At 40.5% G+C, this 22,962-nt stretch carries 21 protein-coding genes; 4 read left to right on the top strand and 17 right to left on the bottom strand.

Going from position 1 to position 22,962, the window contains the following annotated elements:
- Positions 1-43 precede the first annotated feature (43 nt).
- The 4 genes from MHH52_RS14050 to MHH52_RS14035 all read right to left on the bottom strand — a co-directional run bounded on the left by MHH52_RS14050 (position 44) and on the right by MHH52_RS14035 (position 4,400).
- Entirely contained in the window at positions 44-592 is a 549-nt protein-coding gene (locus MHH52_RS14050) for a CueP family metal-binding protein (RefSeq protein ID WP_340009301.1), read from the bottom strand.
- A 259-nt stretch (positions 593-851) separates the two neighbouring features.
- Complete coding sequence (locus MHH52_RS14045; RefSeq protein ID WP_340009299.1) at positions 852-1,718, bottom strand: SDR family oxidoreductase; 867 nt, start codon at positions 1,716-1,718, stop codon at positions 852-854.
- A gap of 178 nt (positions 1,719-1,896) precedes the next feature.
- Complete coding sequence (locus tag MHH52_RS14040; RefSeq protein WP_340009298.1) at positions 1,897-3,648, bottom strand: HAMP domain-containing sensor histidine kinase; 1,752 nt, start codon at positions 3,646-3,648, stop codon at positions 1,897-1,899.
- Positions 3,645-4,400 (bottom strand): response regulator transcription factor, encoded by a 756-nt coding sequence (locus MHH52_RS14035; RefSeq protein WP_313636846.1) that lies wholly within the window; start codon positions 4,398-4,400, stop codon positions 3,645-3,647. Before MHH52_RS14035 ends, MHH52_RS14040 begins: the two co-directional genes overlap by 4 nt.
- A gap of 194 nt (positions 4,401-4,594) precedes the next feature.
- Between MHH52_RS14035 and MHH52_RS14030 the strand changes: the two genes are divergently transcribed.
- Both MHH52_RS14030 and MHH52_RS14025 read left to right on the top strand, forming a co-directional pair.
- Positions 4,595-5,626, top strand: coding sequence for a M23 family metallopeptidase (locus MHH52_RS14030; protein ID WP_340009297.1), 1,032 nt, complete (start codon positions 4,595-4,597; stop codon positions 5,624-5,626).
- 163 nt (positions 5,627-5,789) lie between these two features.
- Positions 5,790-6,665, top strand: a complete 876-nt coding sequence (locus MHH52_RS14025) for a deoxyribonuclease IV (protein ID WP_340009295.1) — start codon at positions 5,790-5,792, stop codon at positions 6,663-6,665.
- A 45-nt stretch (positions 6,666-6,710) separates the two neighbouring features.
- Here the strand turns inward: MHH52_RS14025 and MHH52_RS14020 are convergent, their stop codons facing one another.
- From MHH52_RS14020 to MHH52_RS13975, 10 genes are all read right to left on the bottom strand, one after another.
- On the bottom strand, positions 6,711-7,034 hold the full coding sequence (locus tag MHH52_RS14020; protein WP_340009293.1) for a hypothetical protein: 324 nt from the start codon (positions 7,032-7,034) through the stop codon (positions 6,711-6,713).
- Positions 7,035-7,134: 100 nt separating this feature from the next.
- Positions 7,135-8,355 carry a GNAT family N-acetyltransferase gene (locus MHH52_RS14015; RefSeq protein ID WP_340009291.1) on the bottom strand — a complete coding sequence of 407 codons (1,221 nt, stop codon included), beginning with the start codon at positions 8,353-8,355 and terminating at the stop codon, positions 7,135-7,137.
- A 128-nt stretch (positions 8,356-8,483) separates the two neighbouring features.
- On the bottom strand, positions 8,484-9,857 hold the full coding sequence (gene nhaC, locus MHH52_RS14010; protein ID WP_313636851.1) for a Na+/H+ antiporter NhaC: 1,374 nt from the start codon (positions 9,855-9,857) through the stop codon (positions 8,484-8,486).
- A gap of 287 nt (positions 9,858-10,144) precedes the next feature.
- Entirely contained in the window at positions 10,145-12,661 is a 2,517-nt protein-coding gene (locus tag MHH52_RS14005) for a hypothetical protein (RefSeq protein WP_340009290.1), read from the bottom strand.
- Between the two features lie 37 nt (positions 12,662-12,698).
- Positions 12,699-14,039, bottom strand: coding sequence for an ABC transporter substrate-binding protein (locus tag MHH52_RS14000; protein WP_313636853.1), 1,341 nt, complete (start codon positions 14,037-14,039; stop codon positions 12,699-12,701).
- 38 nt (positions 14,040-14,077) lie between these two features.
- Positions 14,078-15,178 (bottom strand): biotin/lipoyl-binding protein, encoded by a 1,101-nt coding sequence (locus MHH52_RS13995; RefSeq protein WP_340009289.1) that lies wholly within the window; start codon positions 15,176-15,178, stop codon positions 14,078-14,080.
- Positions 15,179-15,258: 80 nt separating this feature from the next.
- Positions 15,259-16,137 carry a carbohydrate ABC transporter permease gene (locus tag MHH52_RS13990; RefSeq protein ID WP_340009287.1) on the bottom strand — a complete coding sequence of 293 codons (879 nt, stop codon included), beginning with the start codon at positions 16,135-16,137 and terminating at the stop codon, positions 15,259-15,261.
- A gap of 14 nt (positions 16,138-16,151) precedes the next feature.
- Positions 16,152-17,033 carry a sugar ABC transporter permease gene (locus MHH52_RS13985; RefSeq protein ID WP_340009285.1) on the bottom strand — a complete coding sequence of 294 codons (882 nt, stop codon included), beginning with the start codon at positions 17,031-17,033 and terminating at the stop codon, positions 16,152-16,154.
- A gap of 176 nt (positions 17,034-17,209) precedes the next feature.
- Positions 17,210-18,700 carry a DUF4179 domain-containing protein gene (locus tag MHH52_RS13980; RefSeq protein WP_340009283.1) on the bottom strand — a complete coding sequence of 497 codons (1,491 nt, stop codon included), beginning with the start codon at positions 18,698-18,700 and terminating at the stop codon, positions 17,210-17,212.
- A 20-nt stretch (positions 18,701-18,720) separates the two neighbouring features.
- Positions 18,721-19,215, bottom strand: a complete 495-nt coding sequence (locus tag MHH52_RS13975) for an RNA polymerase sigma factor (RefSeq protein WP_340009281.1) — start codon at positions 19,213-19,215, stop codon at positions 18,721-18,723.
- 185 nt (positions 19,216-19,400) lie between these two features.
- Here MHH52_RS13975 and MHH52_RS13970 point away from each other — a divergent pair, with 185 nt between their 5' ends.
- Positions 19,401-19,709 (top strand): DeoR family transcriptional regulator, encoded by a 309-nt coding sequence (locus MHH52_RS13970; RefSeq protein WP_340009279.1) that lies wholly within the window; start codon positions 19,401-19,403, stop codon positions 19,707-19,709.
- A 14-nt stretch (positions 19,710-19,723) separates the two neighbouring features.
- Positions 19,724-20,155: a hypothetical protein gene (locus MHH52_RS13965; RefSeq protein WP_340009640.1), complete on the top strand. Its 432-nt coding sequence runs from the start codon at positions 19,724-19,726 to the stop codon at positions 20,153-20,155.
- A gap of 384 nt (positions 20,156-20,539) precedes the next feature.
- Here the strand turns inward: MHH52_RS13965 and MHH52_RS13960 are convergent, their stop codons facing one another.
- From MHH52_RS13960 to MHH52_RS13950, 3 genes are read right to left on the bottom strand one after another with little or no spacing between them, the layout of a single operon-like run.
- Positions 20,540-20,956, bottom strand: a complete 417-nt coding sequence (locus tag MHH52_RS13960; protein ID WP_340009277.1) for an alpha/beta hydrolase — start codon at positions 20,954-20,956, stop codon at positions 20,540-20,542.
- Positions 20,957-20,969: 13 nt separating this feature from the next.
- Positions 20,970-22,043 (bottom strand): Gfo/Idh/MocA family oxidoreductase, encoded by a 1,074-nt coding sequence (locus MHH52_RS13955; protein WP_340009275.1) that lies wholly within the window; start codon positions 22,041-22,043, stop codon positions 20,970-20,972.
- Between the two features lie 17 nt (positions 22,044-22,060).
- The gene (locus MHH52_RS13950; RefSeq protein ID WP_340009273.1) at positions 22,061-22,876 is read right to left on the bottom strand and encodes a sugar phosphate isomerase/epimerase; all 816 of its coding nucleotides are present in this window, start codon (positions 22,874-22,876) and stop codon (positions 22,061-22,063) included.
- Between the last annotated feature and the right edge of the window lie 86 nt (positions 22,877-22,962).

Below are 22,962 nucleotides of genomic sequence, written 5' to 3'. Positions count from 1 at the left end.
TAAAATCATTCTTTTGCACTAGCGTTTAGACTTACAGCTGGGCTTAGATACTCTCTACTAATTGCATGGTCGTTACACATGTATTATCACTCTTAAAAGTGGAAAATGCGGCTTTCGCTTTTACACTATCCTGTTCTATTGTTACATTATATTTCTTATCGCGTGGTAACCAAAGATCAATGAATCCGTTCGATTGGGACTTCATGGCTTGATCCACAATGACGTTGCCCTCAGTGTCTTCAACATATATACTAAACTCTTGTTCCGTTAATTCTCCTTGGCATCCAGTCAAGCTGTGGGTTGCACAAGGGTGTGTATTCTTAACATATGGAGCGATGGAAACAAAAAACTCGTCTTTGGGTAACTCATAGGTTGTCGATTTATTGTTGCTGTCGGTCACAATGAGCTGTTCTGAAGTGATAGAAGCAGACAGGTCTTTCATGCTGCTTGAACTATATTCTTGCACTAATTGCTTAACATTAGATGTACCACTTGCTGCAGGTGTCTCTTTATCGTTCCCCCCTACAAACAAATATGCCCCTAACGCAACAACTACAACTGCTCCAGAAGCCATCCAGATTTTTTTCCTCATTGATATTCATCCCCTTCTCTTTGTCGGTTGATCCCAAGGCTTTCATATCGTTCTCTTCGATTCAATTATTCTCATTACACCAACAGTTCACATATGTTTTCTATTATATCATTATTAATACATTATCATATGTTCGGACAATTGCCTTGTCAAAATAGTGAATATTCGCGAAATTTTTAACATTGATGTTAACGGGGCAATAAAAAAAGGCTTCCTCTGGTTATTCACCGAGAAGAAGCCTTGAATCCTTTTATATTGTTTAAGCTTGCAGACTATTTACTAATTTACGAATGACATCCGCTAACGGAGTGACTGGACGATTCAGTAATTTCTCCAGATCGCCACTTTCAATATCCAGCCATCCTTCGCGAATACCACGCTGAATCGCAACAACGAATGGCAGAGCAGCTTCTGGTACACCAACCTCAGCCATGATTTTCACATAAGCTTCGTCGTCAACTTGCAGCACTTTAATTTCTTTACCAATTACGCCACTTATGATTCCAGTCAATTCTTCTTGTGTTAAAGGCTTGCCAGACAACTCGTAAATCGTATTCTCATGTCCTTCCCCAGTTAGAACATTAGCAGCAGCTTCTGCATAATCTCCTCGTGCTGCCCAGCCAACTTTACCACTACCAGCAGAAGTTACCCATAGGGCACCTGCTACGGCTCCTTGAATAGATCCAATCTCGTTCTCCATGTACCAGTTGTTGCGAAGGAAACTGTACGGAATTCCGGTAGCTAGAATGGCTTCCTCGGTTACACGGTGTACTTCAGCAAGGAACAGCTCACTCTTCTCTGCATGTCCTACGCTTGTATAGGCGATGAATCCAACACCAGCTTTAGCGGCTGCATCAATAGCTGCTTTATGTTGGCGAATCCGAGTCTCGTTATCTCCATCTGAAGATACAATTAGCAGTCGATCCACACCGGCAAACGCTACATCCAATGTCTCCGGCTTATCAAAGTCACCATGACGGACTTCCACGCCACGCGCTTTAAGATCACTTGCTTTATCTGGATTCCGAACACTAACTACAAGATCCCCTGCAGACACAGTTTTAAGTAGAGATTCTATTACCAATGATCCGAATTGACCTGTTGCTCCTGTTATAGCTATTTTCATGTTAATTTCCTCCTCAAAATTGGATTATATTCATCCTCAAATAACCGTTAACCTGTAACAATTGTAGTTACATTTAAAAAGATTGTCAACTCCTTTATATTCCTAACCTTGACTCAACATAATAAATACAAACAACCCTCGCTGCTTCCGTTTGGAATGCAGCGAGGGCTTGAAGATATCAGCTCCATATTAACTTAATAACCGTTCCCTTACCTACGTGACTCTCGACAATAATCTGCCCCCCCATACATTCGATCAGTCCTTTAGAAATCGCCATGCCGAGCCCAGAACCGTTGGAGGTAGACGCTGTATCCGTTCCTCGATAATATCGCTCAAACAACCGAATCATTGTTTCTTCATCCATTCCATCACCGTCATCAGCAAATTGAATGATAAATCCGCTGTCCCTATCTTTATGAATAAGCGAGACGGTTAACTTTGTATCCGGTGGGTTATGGAGCAACGCATTCGCAGTTAAATTATTGACAACCCTCTCTAGCCAAGGCGTATACAGTTGAGCTCTAACTGCGGTTTGTGCAGGTTGAAATACAATTCGCTGCTTCCCATAAGAAGGATTGGCAGCAGCCTGGTCGAGAGCCTGTTTCAGCCAAGCGTTTAATTCAACTTCCATCGTCTCAGGTGGTTTAATTCCTGACTTTAGACGATAGGTCATCGCAAGATCACTGATCAGCATGTCCATATGAGCCGATTTATCTAACATCGTTGTTGTAAACTTACGTACTTCCTCTTTCGACCAATCATATGAGGGTTCTGTCAGTAAATGAGCATATCCTGTGATAGAGGATAATGGGGTTTTCAAATCATGAGTAACACCGGCGATCCATTCCTCGCGTAAGCTCTCCGTCTCCTCCCGCATAATTTGATCTCTCTTCAAGGTTGCAGATAATTTCTCAATCGAAACCATCACATCAGCAAAAACACGGTATCTTCGCCTCCATTTTAAGGCGGCTGTTCGACTACGACGAAGGCCTTTACGATCCGTTGGCTCTGTATAAATGGCATTTCCGATGGAATCGAGCCATACTAGCATATGTAGCATAGGTGCACCAAAACGATGCGCTTGCCACAAGGAGAGCAACACAAATGCAATCAATAAAGCGATAAGCATGGCAGATGAGCCGACGATCACTACCTTAACCTCTTCGGGTACCCGCACTGTTTTTCCTGGATCTGTTCCTTTGATATTAGGTTCTCCAATGATCCAGGTATGACCTGACTCCTTATCAAAAGAAGATAGCACATGGTACCCATATCGATCACTGTACATGGTGCGAAGTGCTAGCTCTTGAACGGAATACTCAGTGGGGATCATATTAGGCCTGTTATACGAGAGCATTTCCTTTCCTGACGAATCTATAAGTTGAACAAAAGTCTGCGCATCTTTGATTTCTTTCTCAAGATCCTCAGGAAGTACCGGCTCCCCTTTCGCATCTGTGAATGAAGCTTCACTAACTTTCTTTAATAGAGGATCTAATATATTAGGTGCACCATATACCAGTGTAAACTGTTTACCCTCCTTTTCTTGAATCCATAACGCTAGATGATAAGGAAACGGCTGAGCACCGGTCCAATAGGCAACTAATTCGCCAGGCCCATATTGTTTGGGTACATCATTAGGTGTATTATAAGCACTTTCAACTAGTCCATCTTCATTAAGACTTTGTAGCCAACCTTTATTTTTCTTCACTTGCTCCAGTAAACTTGGGGAAAATTGAATACCGTTCTCGTCAATCTTAGAAGATTCCATCAATTGCTCAAGGCCAACATTGGCAAAATCACGCGTGAGACTAATATCAAGAAACCGCAGCAGGATCCAAGTTAGCGTTACAGCAGAAATAGAGAGAACTAGCACACCTGTAATTGCGAGCTGTAGTACAAACTTTAACGTTAGCCGGCGCTTGATATTCATGGCATAGACAACCCTTGGCGTTCTGCATTGACCAGCTTGTAGCCAAGACCTCTAACGTTAACGATAAATTTCGGGTCAGACGGGTCTGCTTCAATACGTTCTCTAATGCGGTGAATATGTACCATGACCGTGTTATCGTCACTTAACGCTTCTTCACCCCAAACCCTTTCATACAATTCGCTTTTGCTGAATATTTGATTGGGATGTTTGCATAAGAACAGCAGCAATTGGAATACAAGTGCCGGACAAGAGACCGGCTCACCCTCAACCAGCAGCTCCCCTGCTGCCTCATTAAGTTTAAATCTCCCGTAATCATAAACGTTCGCAGATTTACTATGAACGGTCTCCGCTTTCTTTTCAGCACTGAAATAGGCTGGTGAACTTAAGTATCTCCGCAGCTGCGCTCTTATTCGAGCAACCACTTCAAGTGGATTAAAGGGTTTGGTGATATAATCATCTCCCCCAATAGCAAATCCAGTCAGCTTATCAAAATCAGAGGTTCGAGCGGTAAGAAATAGGATGGGTGCGTTCGTCGTCTGCCGGATAAAAGGACAGATTTCGATTCCACTGCGTCCTGGCAACATCACATCCAATACAATCAAATCATATTTTTGGGCTTCGCAGGCGCTTACAGCCTCTTCACCCGTCACCGCAGTATCAATATTCAGGTAACCCTCCTTACGCAGCACTGTTTCCATAATCTCCAAAAGTGATTGCTCATCATCCACAAGCAAAATCGAAGCTTCATTCATTGTGATATTCCCTTTCCAAATAACCGATGTTTTTATCATCATAGCATGATTTTATACGCGATCAATCGCACTTTCCTTAACGGAAGCTTAATTCGTATTCGTCAACTTCCAAGAAAGTTAAGAGCTTGTTAATACAGCGTTTCAGAAGAGCTAAGACTCGTTTGTTACAATTTGACTATTAGGAGGAGATATTCTTGAAAAAAAGCTCTAAAAAAATAATCAACAAACCGGAAATGTCAGCAAAAACAGTTTTGGCAATAGGATCACTTACCTTGCTATTAACAGCTTGTGGAGGAGGAAAAGCGGATATGAATAATAATGCGGAAGTGGAGCAAACATCCAGTTCAGTCTTAGAATCAAACGAAACAGTGTTCCTGCCAGATGATCTACCAAAGTTTCTGCTTAAAGGGAACTATAAAGAAATGTACGCCCACTTTAGCCAGACTTTGAAAGATGAGGTAAGCGAGACTGAATTAACTGAGACCGCTAAGGAATTCACTAAGGATATCCAGACACTGAACAAAGCTTCTGCTATGCAGCTTAATGGATTTGATCGGCGCACATGGGTGAGTGATGCAGGTAATAAAGGGCTTATCGGAATGTTTGATCCGGATGGAACCATTTCATTAATCCAGATTCAAGAACTGACAGCTTCCCCTGAAACCGATACAAAACTTACCAAGCATGAATACGCATTGCCGTTCCAAGGCGACTGGTTTGTATTTTGGGGCGGAGAGAATGTGCTTGTGAATTATCATTATGAAGTAGAGATTCAGCGTTACGCTTATGATTTCATCCAAGCCAAGGATAACTACTCTTATAAAGGAGATCCGCTTAAAAACAAAAGCTATTATGTCTTTGGGAAAAATATTCTCGCGCCTGCGGATGGCACAATCGTATCGGTAGTGAATGATATTAAAGATAATGAACCTGTAGGTGTCATGAATCCAAACCAGGCAACCGGCAATAACGTGGTCATCGATCACGGTGGTGAATATAGCCACCTAGCTCATCTCAAAAAAGGTTCAATTACAGTTAAGCCGGGCGATAAAGTCAAAAAAGGCGATATCATTGGGCTGACTGGTAACTCAGGCAACACTAGTGAGCCCCATTTACATTTCCAGATCTCTGACGGCGTAGATTTGTTCAACTCTCGTTCTATCCCTGTTAGGTGGGAGAATGGATTGAAGCCGATCCAAGGCGAGACGATTACCGCTACTGAATAGCGACCATTCTTGGTGGGTAAGGTTGTCTCCCCAAGGAGATGGTCGGATGAGACAACCTATACCTAAGATTGAATACATATAAATAGGACGTTTTTCAAATATTAATAGACCTATAGTGACTAAGTATTGATCTCTTCTCTGAAGAAAGGAAATGTTAAACCAGATGACTTTACTCCTAGGGTCACATGTATCCATGACTGGACCAAAGATGCTCCTTCGAGCTAGTGAAGAGGCCGCATCTTATGGAGCGACCACCTTTCTAATTTATACTGGAGCACCGCATAATACACGCCGCAAACCCATTGAAGCTTTGAATATTGAAGCAGGACAGGCTCACATGAGAGGTAACGACATTTCTAATATTGTGGTACATGCCCCATTTATTATTAACTTAGGGAATACGCTATCGGCTCAGGTTTTTGAACATAGTATTGAGTTTCTTCAATCAGAGATTATTAGAACAGAAGCTTTAGGCTCTATACAAATTGTCCTGCATCCCGGTTCACATGTTGGTGCGGGTCCACAAACCGGAATCTCTCGAATCGTAGAAGGCTTGAACGAAGTGCTAACCGATAAACGAAATGTTCAGGTTTCATTAGAGACCATGGCGGGAAAAGGTAGTGAATGCGGAACTTCATTTGAGGAATTAGCTGCGATCATTGATGGAGTGACTCATAACGAGCGCCTGTCTATTTGCCTGGATACTTGCCATATCCACGATGCTGGTTATAATGTGAAGGAAGATTTTGATGGCATATTGGATCAATTTGATCGCGTAATCGGAATAGAACGCCTAAAGGTCATTCACGTAAATGATTCAAAGAATACCATGGGCTCGCGAAAAGACAGACACGAAAATATCGGACATGGATATATCGGCCTTCGAGCGCTTCGATATGTAGTCCATCACCCGCAGCTAACAACCATTCCCAAGCTCCTAGAGACCCCCTCCATCGGTGAAAAGAAATATGTCAACCCGCCCTATAAGCATGAGATTTCATTGTTACGAGGGGAAACCGATGAGCCGATAAAAAAATAAAAACCGCAAACAACGCGGTTTCTATCTGTGTAAGCTATACTCAATTTATCCTTTTGCAGGATCATTCGTAATAGGTGCAGTTTCGTTCACTTGGAGTTTCTTTAGCGAGTTTTTCTTTGCAGTTAACTCTTTTGAAAGATCAGTTTGCATACGATTTAAGGTCTTTATCTCATCGTTCAGCTTTTTGATTCGCGACATTTTACTACTCAAATCTGTATGAGACTTACTAAATTTCATATCCTGTTCTAATTGATTAATTTTGAATTTAGATTTTTCTTTTTTGTTCTGTGTGTTCTTGATTTTGTTTTCGATTTCCGTAATTTCTTGTTGTAGTTTATTGATCATTGGTTTAGTAAAATTAATAGCCATTCTTACACCTCATATCATATTGTGTTGCTGAGAGACTATTCTACTATAAAAAGATCAAAAAAGCACACTCATATGAGCATGCTTCGAAGGATTACACCTTTTAGAAATAATCAGAGAAATAAGGATGTTCTGGTCTAATCAGTCCTTCAAGCAAATGAATCGTGGCTTCATCCGTCTGAACACGTCCGATTCGAGCCAAGTAGGTTGGACGCTTATAGCCCATTAACATAGTTGTTAAAGTAGGAATATCAATCGTAAGCGAAGGATTTACTCCCCCTTCTTGTAGGGTCCCTTTCCCTTCTTTATCTACGGTTAACGTAAATGTCCCCTGATTCCATTCCAGCATCGGATCACTCAAGTTAAAAATAAGCTCACAGTCCTTATCCTGTCGTTTAAAAGGATACTGTTCGATAAATAAATGGACATCCACAATCCGCGCCATAAAGTATGGAGCTATAGTTTCCTTGATATCCCCATCATCTAAAATGAATGACAACGGTTCCCCTTTATAAATATCCCCTTTAACCAGTTTGATCATTGAAAAGTGTGCACTTATAAAATTCCATAACCCCGTTCGAGCTTCTTCGTTAATGAATACCATTTCTTTGATATAGAAGATCTCCTCGGCAATCCAATATAACAAATATCCCATGGGCAAGTCATCGTGATTATAATAAATACCAACCGTCATATCATCCAAATCCCACCGCAAATATTCTTCCCAGGCTAGCTCATTTCGAATCATCGCCCCATGATGCTGCACAGCAAACTGATCATAAATCACTTTGATGTCTGGATGCTCATTGGATACGCGCTCCACATTTCCTGGGACATTTCTCATATTTGGCAGTTGAGTATCTGGTACTTCAAATGAGATTTTATCGGTGATGATTTCCCAGCCTTTTCTTCTATAATAAGGGATTGAATACGGATAAAGATAAGATATTGATTGTTTACGATCCCGCATTTTAGTTAAAGCATAAAGCATCAGCTTATTCATTAAACCCAAATTAGCATATTCGGGATAGGTTCCAACACCCGTTAATCCACCCATCTCATAGATATGCCCAAAAATATTAACCTGAAATGGGTATACAGCTAACTGAGAAATGAGTTTGTCTCCATCAAACCAACCTACAACATCAGCATACTTAAGGACTGGCAACTTAGCCTGAGTGATCTCACGATTTTCCCAGCCAAAGATTTGTAGATCGCGATTAGTCACTTGAAATACATAACGTAGTAAATTATTAAATTGCTCTGCGTGCTTGGTTTCGACATTGGCTAATCTGATTCGATCCTGTAACTTACTGCGACTCACTGTTATTACCTCCGATAAATTGTCCACTTTTTCAGCTTAGATTACTAGCTTGTTCACATTGACTCAACGCATAGTATTCTTTTTATACGTTGAATCAATGCATTAGGTGTCCATTATCTTGAGATTTCTTAATCCTTACCCAGTGAGTTCCTTTGCAATCTAGGGATCAACGCATAAGCAAATGTGATAAATGGACTTAACCATAAGAAGGTTGCATAAGGTGCATATTCTATAACGGGTACACCCAGAGTTACTGCGAAGAAGGCACCACTAACACCCCATGGAATCAATGGATTAACGAGAGTTCCGCAATCTTCTAGCGTACGGGAGAGTGTCTTCGCTGGAATACCTCGGCGATTATATTCATCTTTGAACATTTGACCTGGCAAAAGGATTGAAAGATACTGTTCACCAGTGATGCCATTTACCGCAATGGAAGAAGCTCCACTCATAAGAACAATACTGCTATTACGCTTAAGTGGTTGAATGAGTTTACGGAAAAAGGCCTCGATAACACCGCAATGCTGAATCAAGCCACCTAAGGATAAGGCAATTAAGATTAGTGATACAGACCACATCATCGATTGCATCCCTCCGCGATTGACGATAGAAGCAACCGTTTCATTCGCGATATTACTGTTATATCCGTTCTGCATTACACTAAACAAGACATCGATTTCAGTCTGCTGCTGAATCAAAGCCGTCACAAGTAGTCCACTGGCGATACCGACAACTAACGTAGGCAGGATCGGTATCCGCTTGATCGAACAAGCAATGACAGCTAGCGGAGAAAGCAGCGTTAACCAATGAATATGGAACCCATCTTGTAAAGCAAGTTTAATATCCTTAATCGAGGATAGATCGATTGAATTCCCTTTTGGAGCAAACAAGAAAAAGATAGTAGTTATAACAAGCGCTGGCAACGTAGTGTATACCATGTTACGAATATGTGTAAATAAAGATATCCCGGCCACTGCAGGAGCAAAATTCGTTGTATCGGAAAGTGGCGACATTTTATCACCAAAACAAGCCCCACTGATAATCGCTCCAGCAGCCAGAGTTGGAGAAATCCCCGTAGTTACTGCAATTCCCATTAAAGCAACGCCGACGGTGCTTACTGTCGTGAATGAACTTCCGGTGAACATCGAGACGATGATCGTGACGTATAATGCGCTCACCGCAAAATAATTCGGATTAATATAATCCATACCATAGTATAAAAGTGACGGCACCGTACCACTCATCATCCATACAGCGATTAGAATTCCGATCAGCATGAGGATTAGAATCGGCATGATGGCCGTTTGTATCCCTTGAATAATGGCAGATTCGATCTTCTTCCAAGAGAATCCAAACATCCCTAGTAAGACAGCGGTACCTATTGTAGTTACGAGAAGCGGAAGATGCGGCTCCGCTTTTAAAAGAAAGATGGAGACAAATAGAAGTGCTAAAATAAAAACGATGATAATCATGCTTTTTGAGAAACTAAGCTGTTGTTCCATAACGATAATGCTCCTTAACATTGTATTGGGTATAAAAATAATGCTCAAGCGCTTACGCGCTTTTAAGCTTTATGGCTTTTGGGCATTGAAGCGCAGAGGTAATCTTAACGAAAAGAATGAGAACAGTCAATGTAAAGAACATACATTGAAGGAATTTCCATAAAAAGTTCATAAGTATATGCGAGAAATATAAGACATAGAGTAACGTGTGAAATTTATAATTTCTTATATTTAAAAAAAGTGCTGGCAGTTATGCCAACACTTTTGACTTGATTCTTTACCCTATTTTAATTGCCTGTGCTTCCACTACCATTAGGTTTTCTCGATTCAGATGTTTTGTAAGTTATCGGGTAGGATTGACTCCCTAGCAACACCCTATGACCCTGGAATTCATCATATAAATTTATACGGAAGCTTCCTCCCCTTAATTTATTGTAAAGGTTACTATTAAATGAAGTTGTGTATGACTTATTTTTACCCATTGGCAAATCAGTCCCCATTACCAAAGTCTTCTCCATAGATTGTCCGTAAGGGTCAATAAGCTCTAAGACTAACTTATGCTCATAGGCACCTGCTTCAAAATCTTCTTGTTCGGATAAGCTATAATTTACAGCTATATCTAATGTGTCCCTCTCTTCAGTAATGTAACCCACTGCATTTGCAACCGAAAGGTTGTAAGGGAATAGATCAACACTTATTAGATTATTCTGTGAGATTACTGCTTTAGGGGTAAGTGCTAATTTAACACTATTGATAAATCCAGTTGATGTCCCCCCTAGATCTGTAAGCTTACCGTCAGCAACCCCTTCTCCAATATATAGCACAAGCTGAGAGGTATCCACACCTTGGGGAAGCTTACTCCAGATGGTAACCAATTTTTTACCATTTGGGCTAGTTGGCGTTGTCGATTGGCTAACCATCGCGTTGAAAAATTGGTTATCAGGTGTTTTGTAATAAGCTACCAGCTGTGCCTGTTTCGACTGGCGTGGTTCTTCGCTAATCATTTCCAGTTCCGTATAGATCAAATTAGATTTGTTAGAATTATATGTGGTTGTCCGACGCTCACGGACTTCTGCTTTTTTGCCTAACGAATTCATATGATGAGATTCACCTGCAGCAATCGTATGGATCACATTATTTAGCGAGTTTGAATACATGGAGAGAAACTTCGTGACTTCATCTCCAGAGGTATCTTGTAGCACAATTTTCAGCTGATTGAAGCTATAAGAATATGGCACTTTCGCTATCACAAATATCTCTTTTGTTTCATTAGGAGCTAGTGACGTTTGCGAATTTGTGGTCACGATCTGGGCTGTACTGCTCAGATCACTCATTCCTGCTTTGACTATAGCTTTTAAAGAAGGTAGCTGTACTGAGGTTAAGCCTGTGTTCCGGATGCTGATATTAGTTACGATTTGATCACCATCATCCCAAGGCAACCGCTGATAGGATCCAAGCTTCACCATGAACTTCCCGTACCTGTTCTCGACCATATACTCTTGTCCCATCAGATTATTATATTCTAGAGCATACGGAATGTTATACAACGCAGTTGGAAAAACAACCTTGTCATCAACAGCGGGTTCCGTCCACTCCAGCTTTAACGTACCTTGATTAAGTGTTAATGGCACATCCGCACTGAGACTGACGATCTTTTCTTCAAGTGGTTTCAATATTACATTCGCAAGTGCTTTTGAATCTACCGGAATACTTAATCCTTCAGCAGCTTTAACCGTAAGCTCATATGCAGGTAGCGTGACAGGTTTATTCCCAAGATTCTTTAGGCGGAATTGAAGATTCCATTTCGCAAAGTCATTTTCCGAATATACGGAAGCACTCTTCAATTGTGTTTCAACCGTGTTATTCTTGATAGAAATCTTTTTCACAGCATAATTAGCCACAGCGAAGTCAGAAGTTGTTACTGAAGGAAGCTTAAAAGATTTAACAGGTAGCATTATTTTCAAAGCTTCATCTTCTTGTGCAAATTGCAAGATCATATGTTCAGTCTTCATATAGGAAGGAACTTCAGTTAAATAATAAATCGTCTTCTTTTCTTGGGACTGTACATTGAAACTGCTGCTAGCATCCTCCTGCTTAAGTTCGAACACCGAACCACCAGCTGATCTCAGGTACGCAATATAAGTAGAATTGCTTAGCACTTTTTTACCCAAATTCGTGTAACTAACGCCAACTCTCATATAGACTTTTCCATTCCTTTTAAGCCTTTGCATACTTTCCGCTTTGATATCAACTTGCAGATTATCCAGCGTGAGCTTCTTGCTCTGGCCTTGAGGAACGACAACTGAATAACTTGCCGGAATGGAGAATACACCCAGCTTTTTCTGATAATCCTGGCTACTGAAATCCCACTTCAATAGGGTCACTTTGGTGCCGTTTAATTTTGTAGACTCTCCAATATTCACGTAGTAAGTTACAATTTGACTACTCTGTGGAGGAATATTTTTTTTAGTAACATCTCTCGTGACAGGTTTACCTTGTATGACTGTCCCCCCAGTTGTAGTAACCCTTGAGAAATAATCTACGTAAGCTACACTATTGGTACTACTATTGCTATAACTAAGTGTGTATATAAGTATATTACCGCTCGGTTGCTCTAAAATATTCATATCTATTAGCTTCACGTTGACATTGTTCTTTAAAGCGATCGACCCAAGTTTATCAAGAGTGAATACCGCTGCAGTTGAAGCACCTGTCGGTGCTGCGTATATGCTGTTTGCAAGAGGTTGGCTTAACATCATTGCACTGAGCAGAACTACAGTGTATGTTTTTAGTGGTTTGTGCATGAGTCTCCCTCCTTATACAAAATCCTGTTCAATACATCTATTCGTTTAGAACGGTTGCTACTCGATTCTGGATCAGCTTTGCAACATCTTCCGCAGATTTTTGTCCACTGAAGAATGATGAGGACTCCTCTCTAATAATAGAAAGCACTTTAGTATCCAGTTCCGCATATTGATCTACCGTATGAATGATTTCTTTAAACTTAGTAAATTCTTCATCAGAAACCTTAGCCGCTTTTCCGGTTGGAAGCTTATATGCTCCACTTTTCACCTTTTCCTGAATATCGTTTAAATTCTTATCGTTCACTGATTGGAGCAGAGAGAATCCTTCTCTATCTTGCAAGGACTGTGCTTCTTCAGATAACAAGAAGGTCATAAACTTATAAGCTTCTTCTTTCACCGGAGTATTGGCTTGTATGGCGAGCATAGATGAAGGAATGAGTCTCATACCACCAGTCTGACCTGCATGTGGCTTTTGAAGGTACACCGGATTTTCAAAGTAAGAATATGGACCATCGATAAAGTCTGTTGGTGACCATATAACGATGGAGTTAAATAGCTGATTACCTATCTCCGCTGGCTCCGCAGTCAAAACTTGTTCTTTATACATTTTCTTGACTTGTTCCAACAGCTCCACAAAATCAGGCGAGTCGAACTTCGCTTGTTTCGCTTCACTATCAACAAACAAATTATAATTATCAATAGCCATTTCTTGGAGTGTCATTTCCGCTGGGTAATCCGTTAAGGCATACAGTTTGTTTTTACCGTCCTTCCCAGCCTGTTGTATAATTTCCTTCGATAGCTCTCCAAACTCTTTCCAATTCCACTTCTTATCGTCAATCTTCACATTAGAGTTCTTAATCATATTTCCATCACCTATGAACGCTCTAAAAGCGAACCCGGTAGGAATGAAGTATAGACCGTCGTTCACCTTCATTGCGTCCAAAACATTCATTTCTAAATCGCTCTTATTTACCGTTTTATCTTGTTCAAATATATCATTCATGTTCACAAGCAACTTTTTACTCACATAATCATCGATTGAAAAGGCGCTTACATCAAAAATATCTGCACCTTTTCCGGAGAGTAGGGCTGTATTCGTTGTTTTTTTATATTCTACATAACCATTCTCCCCCCACTCATTTCCCACTTCTTTATATGCCTTAATTTGTAGGTCGATATCCGGGTATTTCGCTTCAAACTTTTTCTCTAGCGCCTGATAGAATGCACTCGATTCTGCTAGAGATAGAGTCAAGATTGTCTTCCCCTCTTCAGTTGTCGTTTTCCCCTTACTTTCCACTTTCTCATTACCTCCGGAATTACATGCCGTTGTCATTATCAAAGCACCCATTAATAGTACAAAAATAGACCTTTTAAACATTTGATTTCCTCCTACTATTTTCTCGTTTATATGAATTCTTATTGCAGTCGAACTCGGTTCCCGTCTTCAAGAGGTTCACTACTTTCCAGAATAATTGAATCCTCCTCATAGAGAATATCCGATTGAATCATCGTTTCTTTCTCGTTTTTTTCACTGGAGTGAATACGAACTTTTTGAGCGACAAAGACATTGCCTAATGCCCCCCGCTGCTCGTCAACTTTATAGACAAACAAACCTTCGCGATCCTCATGAATAGCTTCATTGGATAGGAGTAATCCCTCTTGGAGTGAATGTTTTTCGATTTTGATCCGAGCCTGTTCACCTCCTTTAAGTTCTGGATCAACGACTTTTATTCTCAAATTCTTTTGAGGAATGGTTTGAGTCTTCCCGGACTCATTACTAGAGGGGCTATCAGTACGTGACTCTGAATTCGCAACTTCTTCAATGGAGCCACTTAGGGTCCGGGCTTCTTGTCCATGATTCATATCAACCTCAACCTCTATCTTTTCTCCAGCAGAAATCCCTAAATTGGACAAATGCACGGAATCCATAATAATATCCAATCTGTAACCCCGACTACTGTTGGATACAATTACATCCGGTTCTCCCATTGAAGCTAACCCTTCGACGGCATTCAGTTTTGAAATCAGACCATCGAAAGGAGAGAATAGTTGTTTTTCGCTTGTTAGACGATTTTTTAGCCCGCTAATCTTATTTTCCTGAGCTAAGATATCTAACTTACCTTTTTCGATATCACGTCTTGCATTTCTGATTTTGAATTCATCCTCTTCGAGCGCGGATTGGATGTACTGATCTTCCCTATTTTGTTGATCAACTTTCTGCTTTTCTAAATTTGTTAATTCATCTTTCAATTCTTGCTCAGCAGTTATGCTCTCATAGATAATAAGCTTTTGTCCCTTTTTTACACGTTGTCCTTCTTTCACAAGAATTTGTTCGACCTTTAGTCCGGAAGTATTCGAAAGTTTAACTTCAGCAAGTGGCTGCAATATCCCACTACCTTCAATCGTAAATAAAAGATTACCCTTTGTTGGTTTTTCGGTTCTAACTTTCGGCAAGGTCAAAGATTGTATCGTGTTACTAAATAATGTAAAAAACAATAATAATCCCATAAAAACCATGAAGACGACTTGAATATTTCGTTTGCGTCTACGATCAGTCAGCCCTATACCTAACTCCATATCCCGTCTTTCTCCTCCAATCAACCTTTGATACCAGACAATTGAATGCCTTCAATAAAATACGATTCCGCATATAAAAACAGCAGCACCATTGGAGCCATGTAGAGTATGGATGCAGCAAAAGCGATTCCTCGCTCACCTTCGTTGATCCTCGATAAAAAGACCGACAAGGGCCGCTTATACGGGTCGTCTAGAAAAATAAGCGGCTGCTCCACCATATTCCAATAATCAACGAACAATAATATGACAAGTGCTGCCAGACCAGGTTTAATCATCGGAACAATAATCTTGTAAAAGATAAGCAAATGTCCGGCTCCATCCATTTTGCTCGCTTCGATATAGGCGTACGGTATATCCAACATGAATTGCCTGAGCATAAACACACCAAAAGCTGCGAAAATTCCTGGCAATATAATCGCATATGAGCTATCTAATAATCCTAGCTTATCCGCCATAATATAGTTCGGTACTAGCGTCACTTGGAAAGGCATAAGCATCGTTAGGACATAGATAAGAAACAAAGGATCTCGTCCCCGGAATTTCAGCTTCGAGAAAGCATAGGCAGCGAGTGCTGCTACCAATGTTTGTCCTGCAATGATGGGTACAACCATGAATACTGAATTCCAGAACATCGTCAGATATTTCGGGTTGTCCAGGAGCACCTTACCATACTGCTCCAAGGACACTTGATCCGGCAGCAATTTTAAATTCACAAAAGGAGTTTCTCTCCCTTCAATTACCTCGTCCATCTGCCCGATAGGTCCATAATTGATCTCAATTTCTTTCTCTGTCATTAACGAATTTGTGAATGTGATCACAATTGGGAATAATAACAAGACTGCAATAACAGCCATGACGAGTGTTAATGCCCCTTTTCGAAACACTTTGACAACTGGCACAACCTTTTTCACCCCTATTCCATGAATTTTCGATGCCTCCGCTCAAATGCAAACAATCCCAACACAATCAATAAAATACAACCAAACATTAAGGTCGCCGCGGCAGTCAGCTTCTGAATATCGAGCGACATGAACATGTTGTTCATGTAATGCTGCATCATGTAAATGCTATCGTGCGGATAATCACCTGCAATCAAATACGTTTCTCGAAACACTTTGAATGAATTAATAATCGACATAATGACCACAAAAAACATTGAAGAGGTTAGATAGACAAGCGTAATACTGCGAAACTGCCGTAATCGTCCAGCACCTTCAATTTGAGCTGTTTCATAATAATCCTTTGGAATTTGCTGCAATCCCGCCAAGAATAAAATCACGTTATAACCGATGTTCTTCCATAAATAAACAACAATGATTACATTTCTAGCTGCATCCGTCTTCATCCAATCCACACGATCGATACCGAAGTTGTTCAGCCAGGCGTTAAGCGAGCCATTCCAATCGAAGAGCATCTGCCAGATCAAAATGATAGAAGCGACAGGTACGACAAGCGGCAATACGTATCCAGTCCTCAGCCAATTCCGAAAATATGTATTTTTATTCAATAACATCGCTAATCCTAACGAGAGTACAAGCATAAGTGGAACACTTATCGCGCTAAAATAAAATGTATTGGATGCTGCTTTACGGAAGGAACCGCTCTCTAACAACTCTCGGTAATTATCAAACCCTACAAAATGGCCATCTATCGTGCTGTCCATAAAAGAATAGAATACTCCCATAACAAACGGTATAAGGTAAAACATCGCGAATCCGATACCGCTTGGTGCCAGGAACATCATTGCCGCTGAGACATCCTTTCGAAGCCATTTCCTGATCGTTGGATTTATCATCCTTACAGTAACCTCCTTCATGTACATAGAATAAGAAAAACTATTTAAAAAGAAGTGCGGTATATATTAAGTATTTCTTAAATTTCAAAAAATGAAGTCGTGAGATCACAAAAAGCCGTTGATAGGGATATCAACGGTTAATAAATTTAAACTTTTATTGAATGATTCATTGATTCCTAATTCTTCGAGTACAACTCCACGGCCTGCGTATCCGTAATAGGATTTATATATTTCTCTAGCGTTATAGTCAATGGCTGAGGATAGTTCTTCGCTTCTGCTCCAAATATATATATAAACTCGTCCACGCCTGCCCCATCCTGTGCCCTCATAAATCCGCCAAAATTTAATACCGCGCTCCTATTTGTAGTATATCCAGACTGATGCACTTTCCCTTCTCCGTCCGTGAAGGTTTCAGACGTACGGGTATAATAGTTCAAATATTGAGCATTCTCAAGCTTATGTCTTAAGAGGATCGTTCCCTCCATTGCATCATTCTCTGGAGTTGGCGTGACTAACTCAAGTCCACTTCCGGGCGCTTCAATAAGCTGATACTTGTTAAGATCGACGACAATTTTCATTTGATCCTTTTCGACTGCCGAAATTCCGAATGCTTTCAACGAGACGCTGTCTGGCTTACTCTCTACAATCTTTTTACTATTTTTAAACACCAGCGTAGTCTTGGAATCGTCCGAGTAGACTTCAGAGTTATCAGCAGTGATAAGTGTGGGATAATAAGACTTCTCTTCAGTGCCTTCATGCTTACTGATTAGAACTGGGTTGATCAATTGAAAAATCCGTTTATCATTGTTTTGATCATACTCCAGATCTACATAGGTGCTAAGCGGAGTATATTGGACCCCAGTTACTTTAATCTTTTGCCGGTCCACTGTAAGTGTTCCGTCTGTGTCCAGTATACGTTCCTGTGCTTTGAGCATATCAGGATCAAGCTCGAAAGCAACATCTAGGCTAGTCCGATACTTATTACTACTGGATAGGAGAGCCTTATCTGAAGTTTCAGTAAGAATAATATTATAGTTTACTTTCTTTGGGTATTTAACTGTTGGTGAAAGATTAGTGGAGTATATAAAATCCATAGACTGCCCTGGTTGAATTCGGCTCTCGCTAGCAAGCATACTTAATGATGCGCCTTTGTGAAGAGACGACTCCTTTATCCCTTCAAATTGAAGTGCAAAATCCGCATGTATAACTACTTCGTCCGTATTGTTCTGAACACTATATAGGACATATACCTTCCGTCCATCTGTAACGGCACCAGTCACATCTATACGGTAACCCTTGTTTTCCGCACTCTGACCCACCGGCATCACGAGATTCTGTTCAAGAGCACTTGCAAGTGCAGGATCTAACCTGGAGAAAGAGCGATAAGCTTTGAAATTATCCGTATTTTTAGTGCTAGCTGATTGTACAGAAGGTTGAGCTACCCCCTTATCCGGTAATCCGATCGTTGAATATGTAAATAGAAACGCAACCGCTGCAGCTGCAACCACGCCCATACCTGTAGTATAGATGCGTCGCTTTTCTCGCTTTTTCCCCTCCACAATTCCCTTTTTCATAGCGTTGTAGATTTTCATCTCCTGTATTGTTTCGACATTTTGTTGCACTTCATCGATGTTCTTATGTAGAATACGTTCTTCTTTTTCTGTCATTCCGTTCACCTCCAATATTGCTATAGATAGCTCCGAAGCTGTTTGAGTCCCTCACGCAGCCAAGTCTTAATGGTACCTTCTGGTCTTTTTAGCACTTTAGCAATTTCGATAGTGGTCATGTCATGGTAGTATTTAAGCGTTACGACATGCCGGTATTTAGGTTTTATCCGATTCATCGCACGCTCCAGGTCAATTCGGTCATTACTCTTCATTTCCTGTGCCGCTTCCTCCACCATCTTTTCAGCTACAACCACACGTTTTTTGCGCCTTAATTCATCCATGCAGCAGTTGATCGTTATTCGAATCAGCCAGGGTGTGAAGGACTGTTCGTCCTTTAATTTTTTGCGTTTCATCCATGCCCTGCATGACGCTTCTTGGATCACTTCCAGCGTGTCTGCCTCTGTTCGTAGATAACTATAAGCAATAGCGTACATTTTTCGATGCTCCACATACAAACGTCTAAAAAAAGCTTCTTCATCCATTTGCGCAAAATCTACCATTCTGACTTCATCCATTGTGTTTTCCACCTTCCACCACCCCCTCTTTCTTATATCAGGAAGATGCATCCACCTCATGTACATATAAGTAAGACGGAGTTGAACGTAAAAACGATTGATTTTTTTTCAAATTCATTTAATATGTTGTAAAATAGTAACGTTAAGTACATCCTTTAAAGCATTTTGTGAAAAGAGGTGGATCGGTGCTAAAAGCTGACAGACAGGCGTACATCCTAAAAAAAGTAGAGACCGAGGGCCGCGTTGTTGTCCTAGAATTAACACAGGAATTAAATGTAACTGAAGATACCATACGAAAAGACTTACAAAGCTTATCGAAGTTGGGACTTCTCAAACGAATTCACGGTGGAGCCCATAGCCTAATTAGTGACATGAAAGATTTCAATTCACGTTTAGAATTCAATAGCCAGACCAAAGCTGACTTAGCTAAACGAGCTTGCACGCTTATTGAGAATTCAAAGGTCATCTTTATTGATGGCGGGTCACAAATTTAAAAGTAGCTGAGAACATCCCTGAGCATTTTGATGGAAGAATTATTACCAATTCCCCCTCTATTGCTTTATCACTATGCCGGTTGTCCAAAGCTAGTATAACCTTGTTAGGTGGCGACCTCGATAAAAAGAACCAAGTGTTATTCGGAGCTTCAACGCTTAGAGCGATACAGCAAATCCATTTGGATCTAACGTTTCTTGGCGTATCCACGCTGGATTCAAAAGTGGGCATAACCGTACCCTCTAATGAGGAATCCATTATTAAGAATCAGCTCTTTGAACAATCCTCCATGGTCATTGCCATAGCTACGAAAGAAAAGCTGGAGAAAATATCAACTTTTTTTGTAGCAAACGTATCCTCATTGGACTATTTAATCACTGAAAGTACAGTGGATAACAAGACTATTGATACCTATACAAAACTTGGAGTTAACGTGGTTACGGTATAGTTTATTTCTTCTGAAGTACAAAAAAAGATGAACACCGTTGAGGACTGTGCTCATCTCTCGTTTAAAAAACTCTTGATCGTGTCGTACGAATCATGATTATGCTGCTTATTACTGATCGTTTTGGAAGTAATCTCATTAAATTGGGCGTTTGGGATGTATTCTGAGAGTAATCGTCCGTAGGCGTATGGATGAATAGGATCAAGTTGACTAGCAAGGATCAATGTGGGTATCTTTAAGTTTTTCCAAGCCTCACAATCATTATTAGGACAATCCATTGGCAGCTTAACAAACTTCATCGAGGTTTCTTTTACATAAGGATATTTAAACTGCCCTAATAGGGTTTCACCCGCATAAGACGATAATGAATTTATGGTTTGGTAGACCTCAGAATTTTCGTATCTGTTTACGAACCAACGCCTCTTGCGGCTTATCTTCCCAGGCTGGACGAGACAGAATAAGCTTCTTAATCCTAGCCGGATATCTCAAAGCTAAATGAAGCGATACGCCAGCACCTGTTGATATTCCTCCAATATTAAATTGATGGATACGAAGATAGTTCGTTAAAGCCATTACATCTTCCGCGAATTGTTTAAAAGAAAAATCATCCGCATGACCAAAGTCCACAGTCTTTCCATGACCTCGAAAATCTAGTGAGATCCTTCGTATGTGATCTGTTTGCTTCATTAACCCGAAAGTTTGATTGACGTCTCCGCCTAGACCATGAAGAAATATAAAAGGCTCTTCCTCCCCTCCATCATCTTCATAATAAAATCGAATGTGATCGTAGGTAAAGTAAGGCATATTCTCTCCTCCTTTACAAAGGACCTGAAACGTTACTTAGGTAAATAGTATTTCCAGTCTTCACGGATTCTTCTACAGCGAGCATCGCTCTCATCGTAGCAATCCCATCCTCAATCGTTGCCCCTACACCTGGCTTATTATGCAGAACAGAATCCGCGAAACCTTCAATCTGCAATCTATAAAAATGGCCATCGGCTCCGAGCGGTCTGTGGTAGCTGTTATCACTAGCTTTGAAAATTTCTACATCGCTTGATTTTAATGTCCAAGGGTTATAAGTCTTCCCTACCACTGATCCGAATTCACCATAAATTTGGAACCCTTCATGCCAATCCATCTCAACCGCAATGGTCAAATCCAATTGAGCTACAAAGCCGCTTTCAAACTCCGCAGTAATAAACCAGCAATAGGCACCGAACTTTTGTGTATTCCATGCTTTCACACTTACTATATTTCCACCTAGATATCTTGCGGTATCGAACAAATGGCTTCCATGACCTAAAATATAATAACATTCCTTATTTGCTTTTGGATCTCCACTAGGTCTCTTCACATTTTTACCAGATATAATCACTGGCTGAACATTTTCGGTGACGGTATATCGATAAGTGGAATCACAATACCAAGCTTTCAAGCCAATAATCTCACCCATTTCATGATCCACAAACTCTTTAGCTGCTACTATACCGGGGTCAAATCTCTTCATATTTCCAACTTGAACCTTGAGATCGGTACGATCCACAAGTTCTTTTAATTCTTCCACTTCTTCGATCGATACACCTAAAGGCTTTTCTACTAATACATGTTTACCTGCTCGCACTGCTTGTTTAGCAGCCTCCACGTGAAATTGATCCGCAATTCCGATAACAACAGCATCTACGCTCAGGTCCGCCAACATTTGATCATAATCCGTATAAACCTTGTCAGGTTCATAGATAGCATTCATTCTTTGGAGCAAGTAATCGTCCACATCGCATATTGCGTAAAGGTGAGCATTACGTGAACGCCTTATAGAGTCAAAATGCGCCGCTTGTGAAATCTGACCGCAGCCTAAAACACCGATGTTCAACAATTTGTTTTCTTTTTTCATATTCATGTCCTCCTATTCTAGTTAAGGTAATTCAAAGCATGCGCTACATCGTCCTCAGCTAACCCATGCATAATAACAGGCCCGTCATAAACCTTACTTAATTCATTTAGATATTCCTTTAAAGGCAAGTTTCCTTTACCCACCGGTGCAAAAGTGATCTTCTCTTCGGTTACAAAAGCATCCTTGCAATGCGCAATGGCAATGTGCTCCTTCAGCGCTGTTAGCGTTTTTGATATCTTACCTAAGAGGTCCTTATGATCCTGTGGAGTTACTAGATTTGCTGCATCATACAAAACCTTAAGATAGGGTGTGTCCAGATCTTGTAATAGTCTCAAAGCATCTTCTGCCGTACTCACCACATTGGTTTGTTCAGGTTCAAATACTAGCGTTACATGGTTATCTTCTGCAATATTCAGCATCCACGCAAGACTTTCATGCAATAGTGACCATGCTCTTTCTGTATGATTATCTGGATGAGGACTCCAGAAATCTTCTTGGTTCAAGCTACCCGTAGAAATCGAAACATACGGAACAGCTAATGCTGCTGCAGCCTCAACTACATTTTTAAAACACTGTAAATTATCGTACTTCTTCTCCTCATTTAGCTCTAACGTATTAAAAGTCCCTGAGATCACCGCGATGTTAACCCCACTATTGATTGTTGCTTCTTTGATTTGATGGATGGTTTCCTGATTGATTTCTTTAGGTAAACTTTCCAATCCTACATTAGCAAAATTGAATTGAACCGTACTCATGCCCTGGGCTTTGACTTTGTGTAAGGCGATCTCCAGTTCATAGTTCAAGTATACTTTCGAGAAAATTCCTAGCTTCACAAGTAATCACCTCCTTTATCTCTTTTCAACTTCATCGTACACGCATTTTCGATTATAAACTATAAATTTCAATTACTATAAATAAG

The organism is Paenibacillus sp. FSL K6-0276, assembly GCF_037977235.1.
Lineage (GTDB): Bacteria > Bacillota > Bacilli > Paenibacillales > Paenibacillaceae > Paenibacillus_AQ.
The sequence above is the reverse complement of the archived record's forward strand: the minus strand, read 5'-3'. Positions and strand labels throughout refer to the sequence as shown.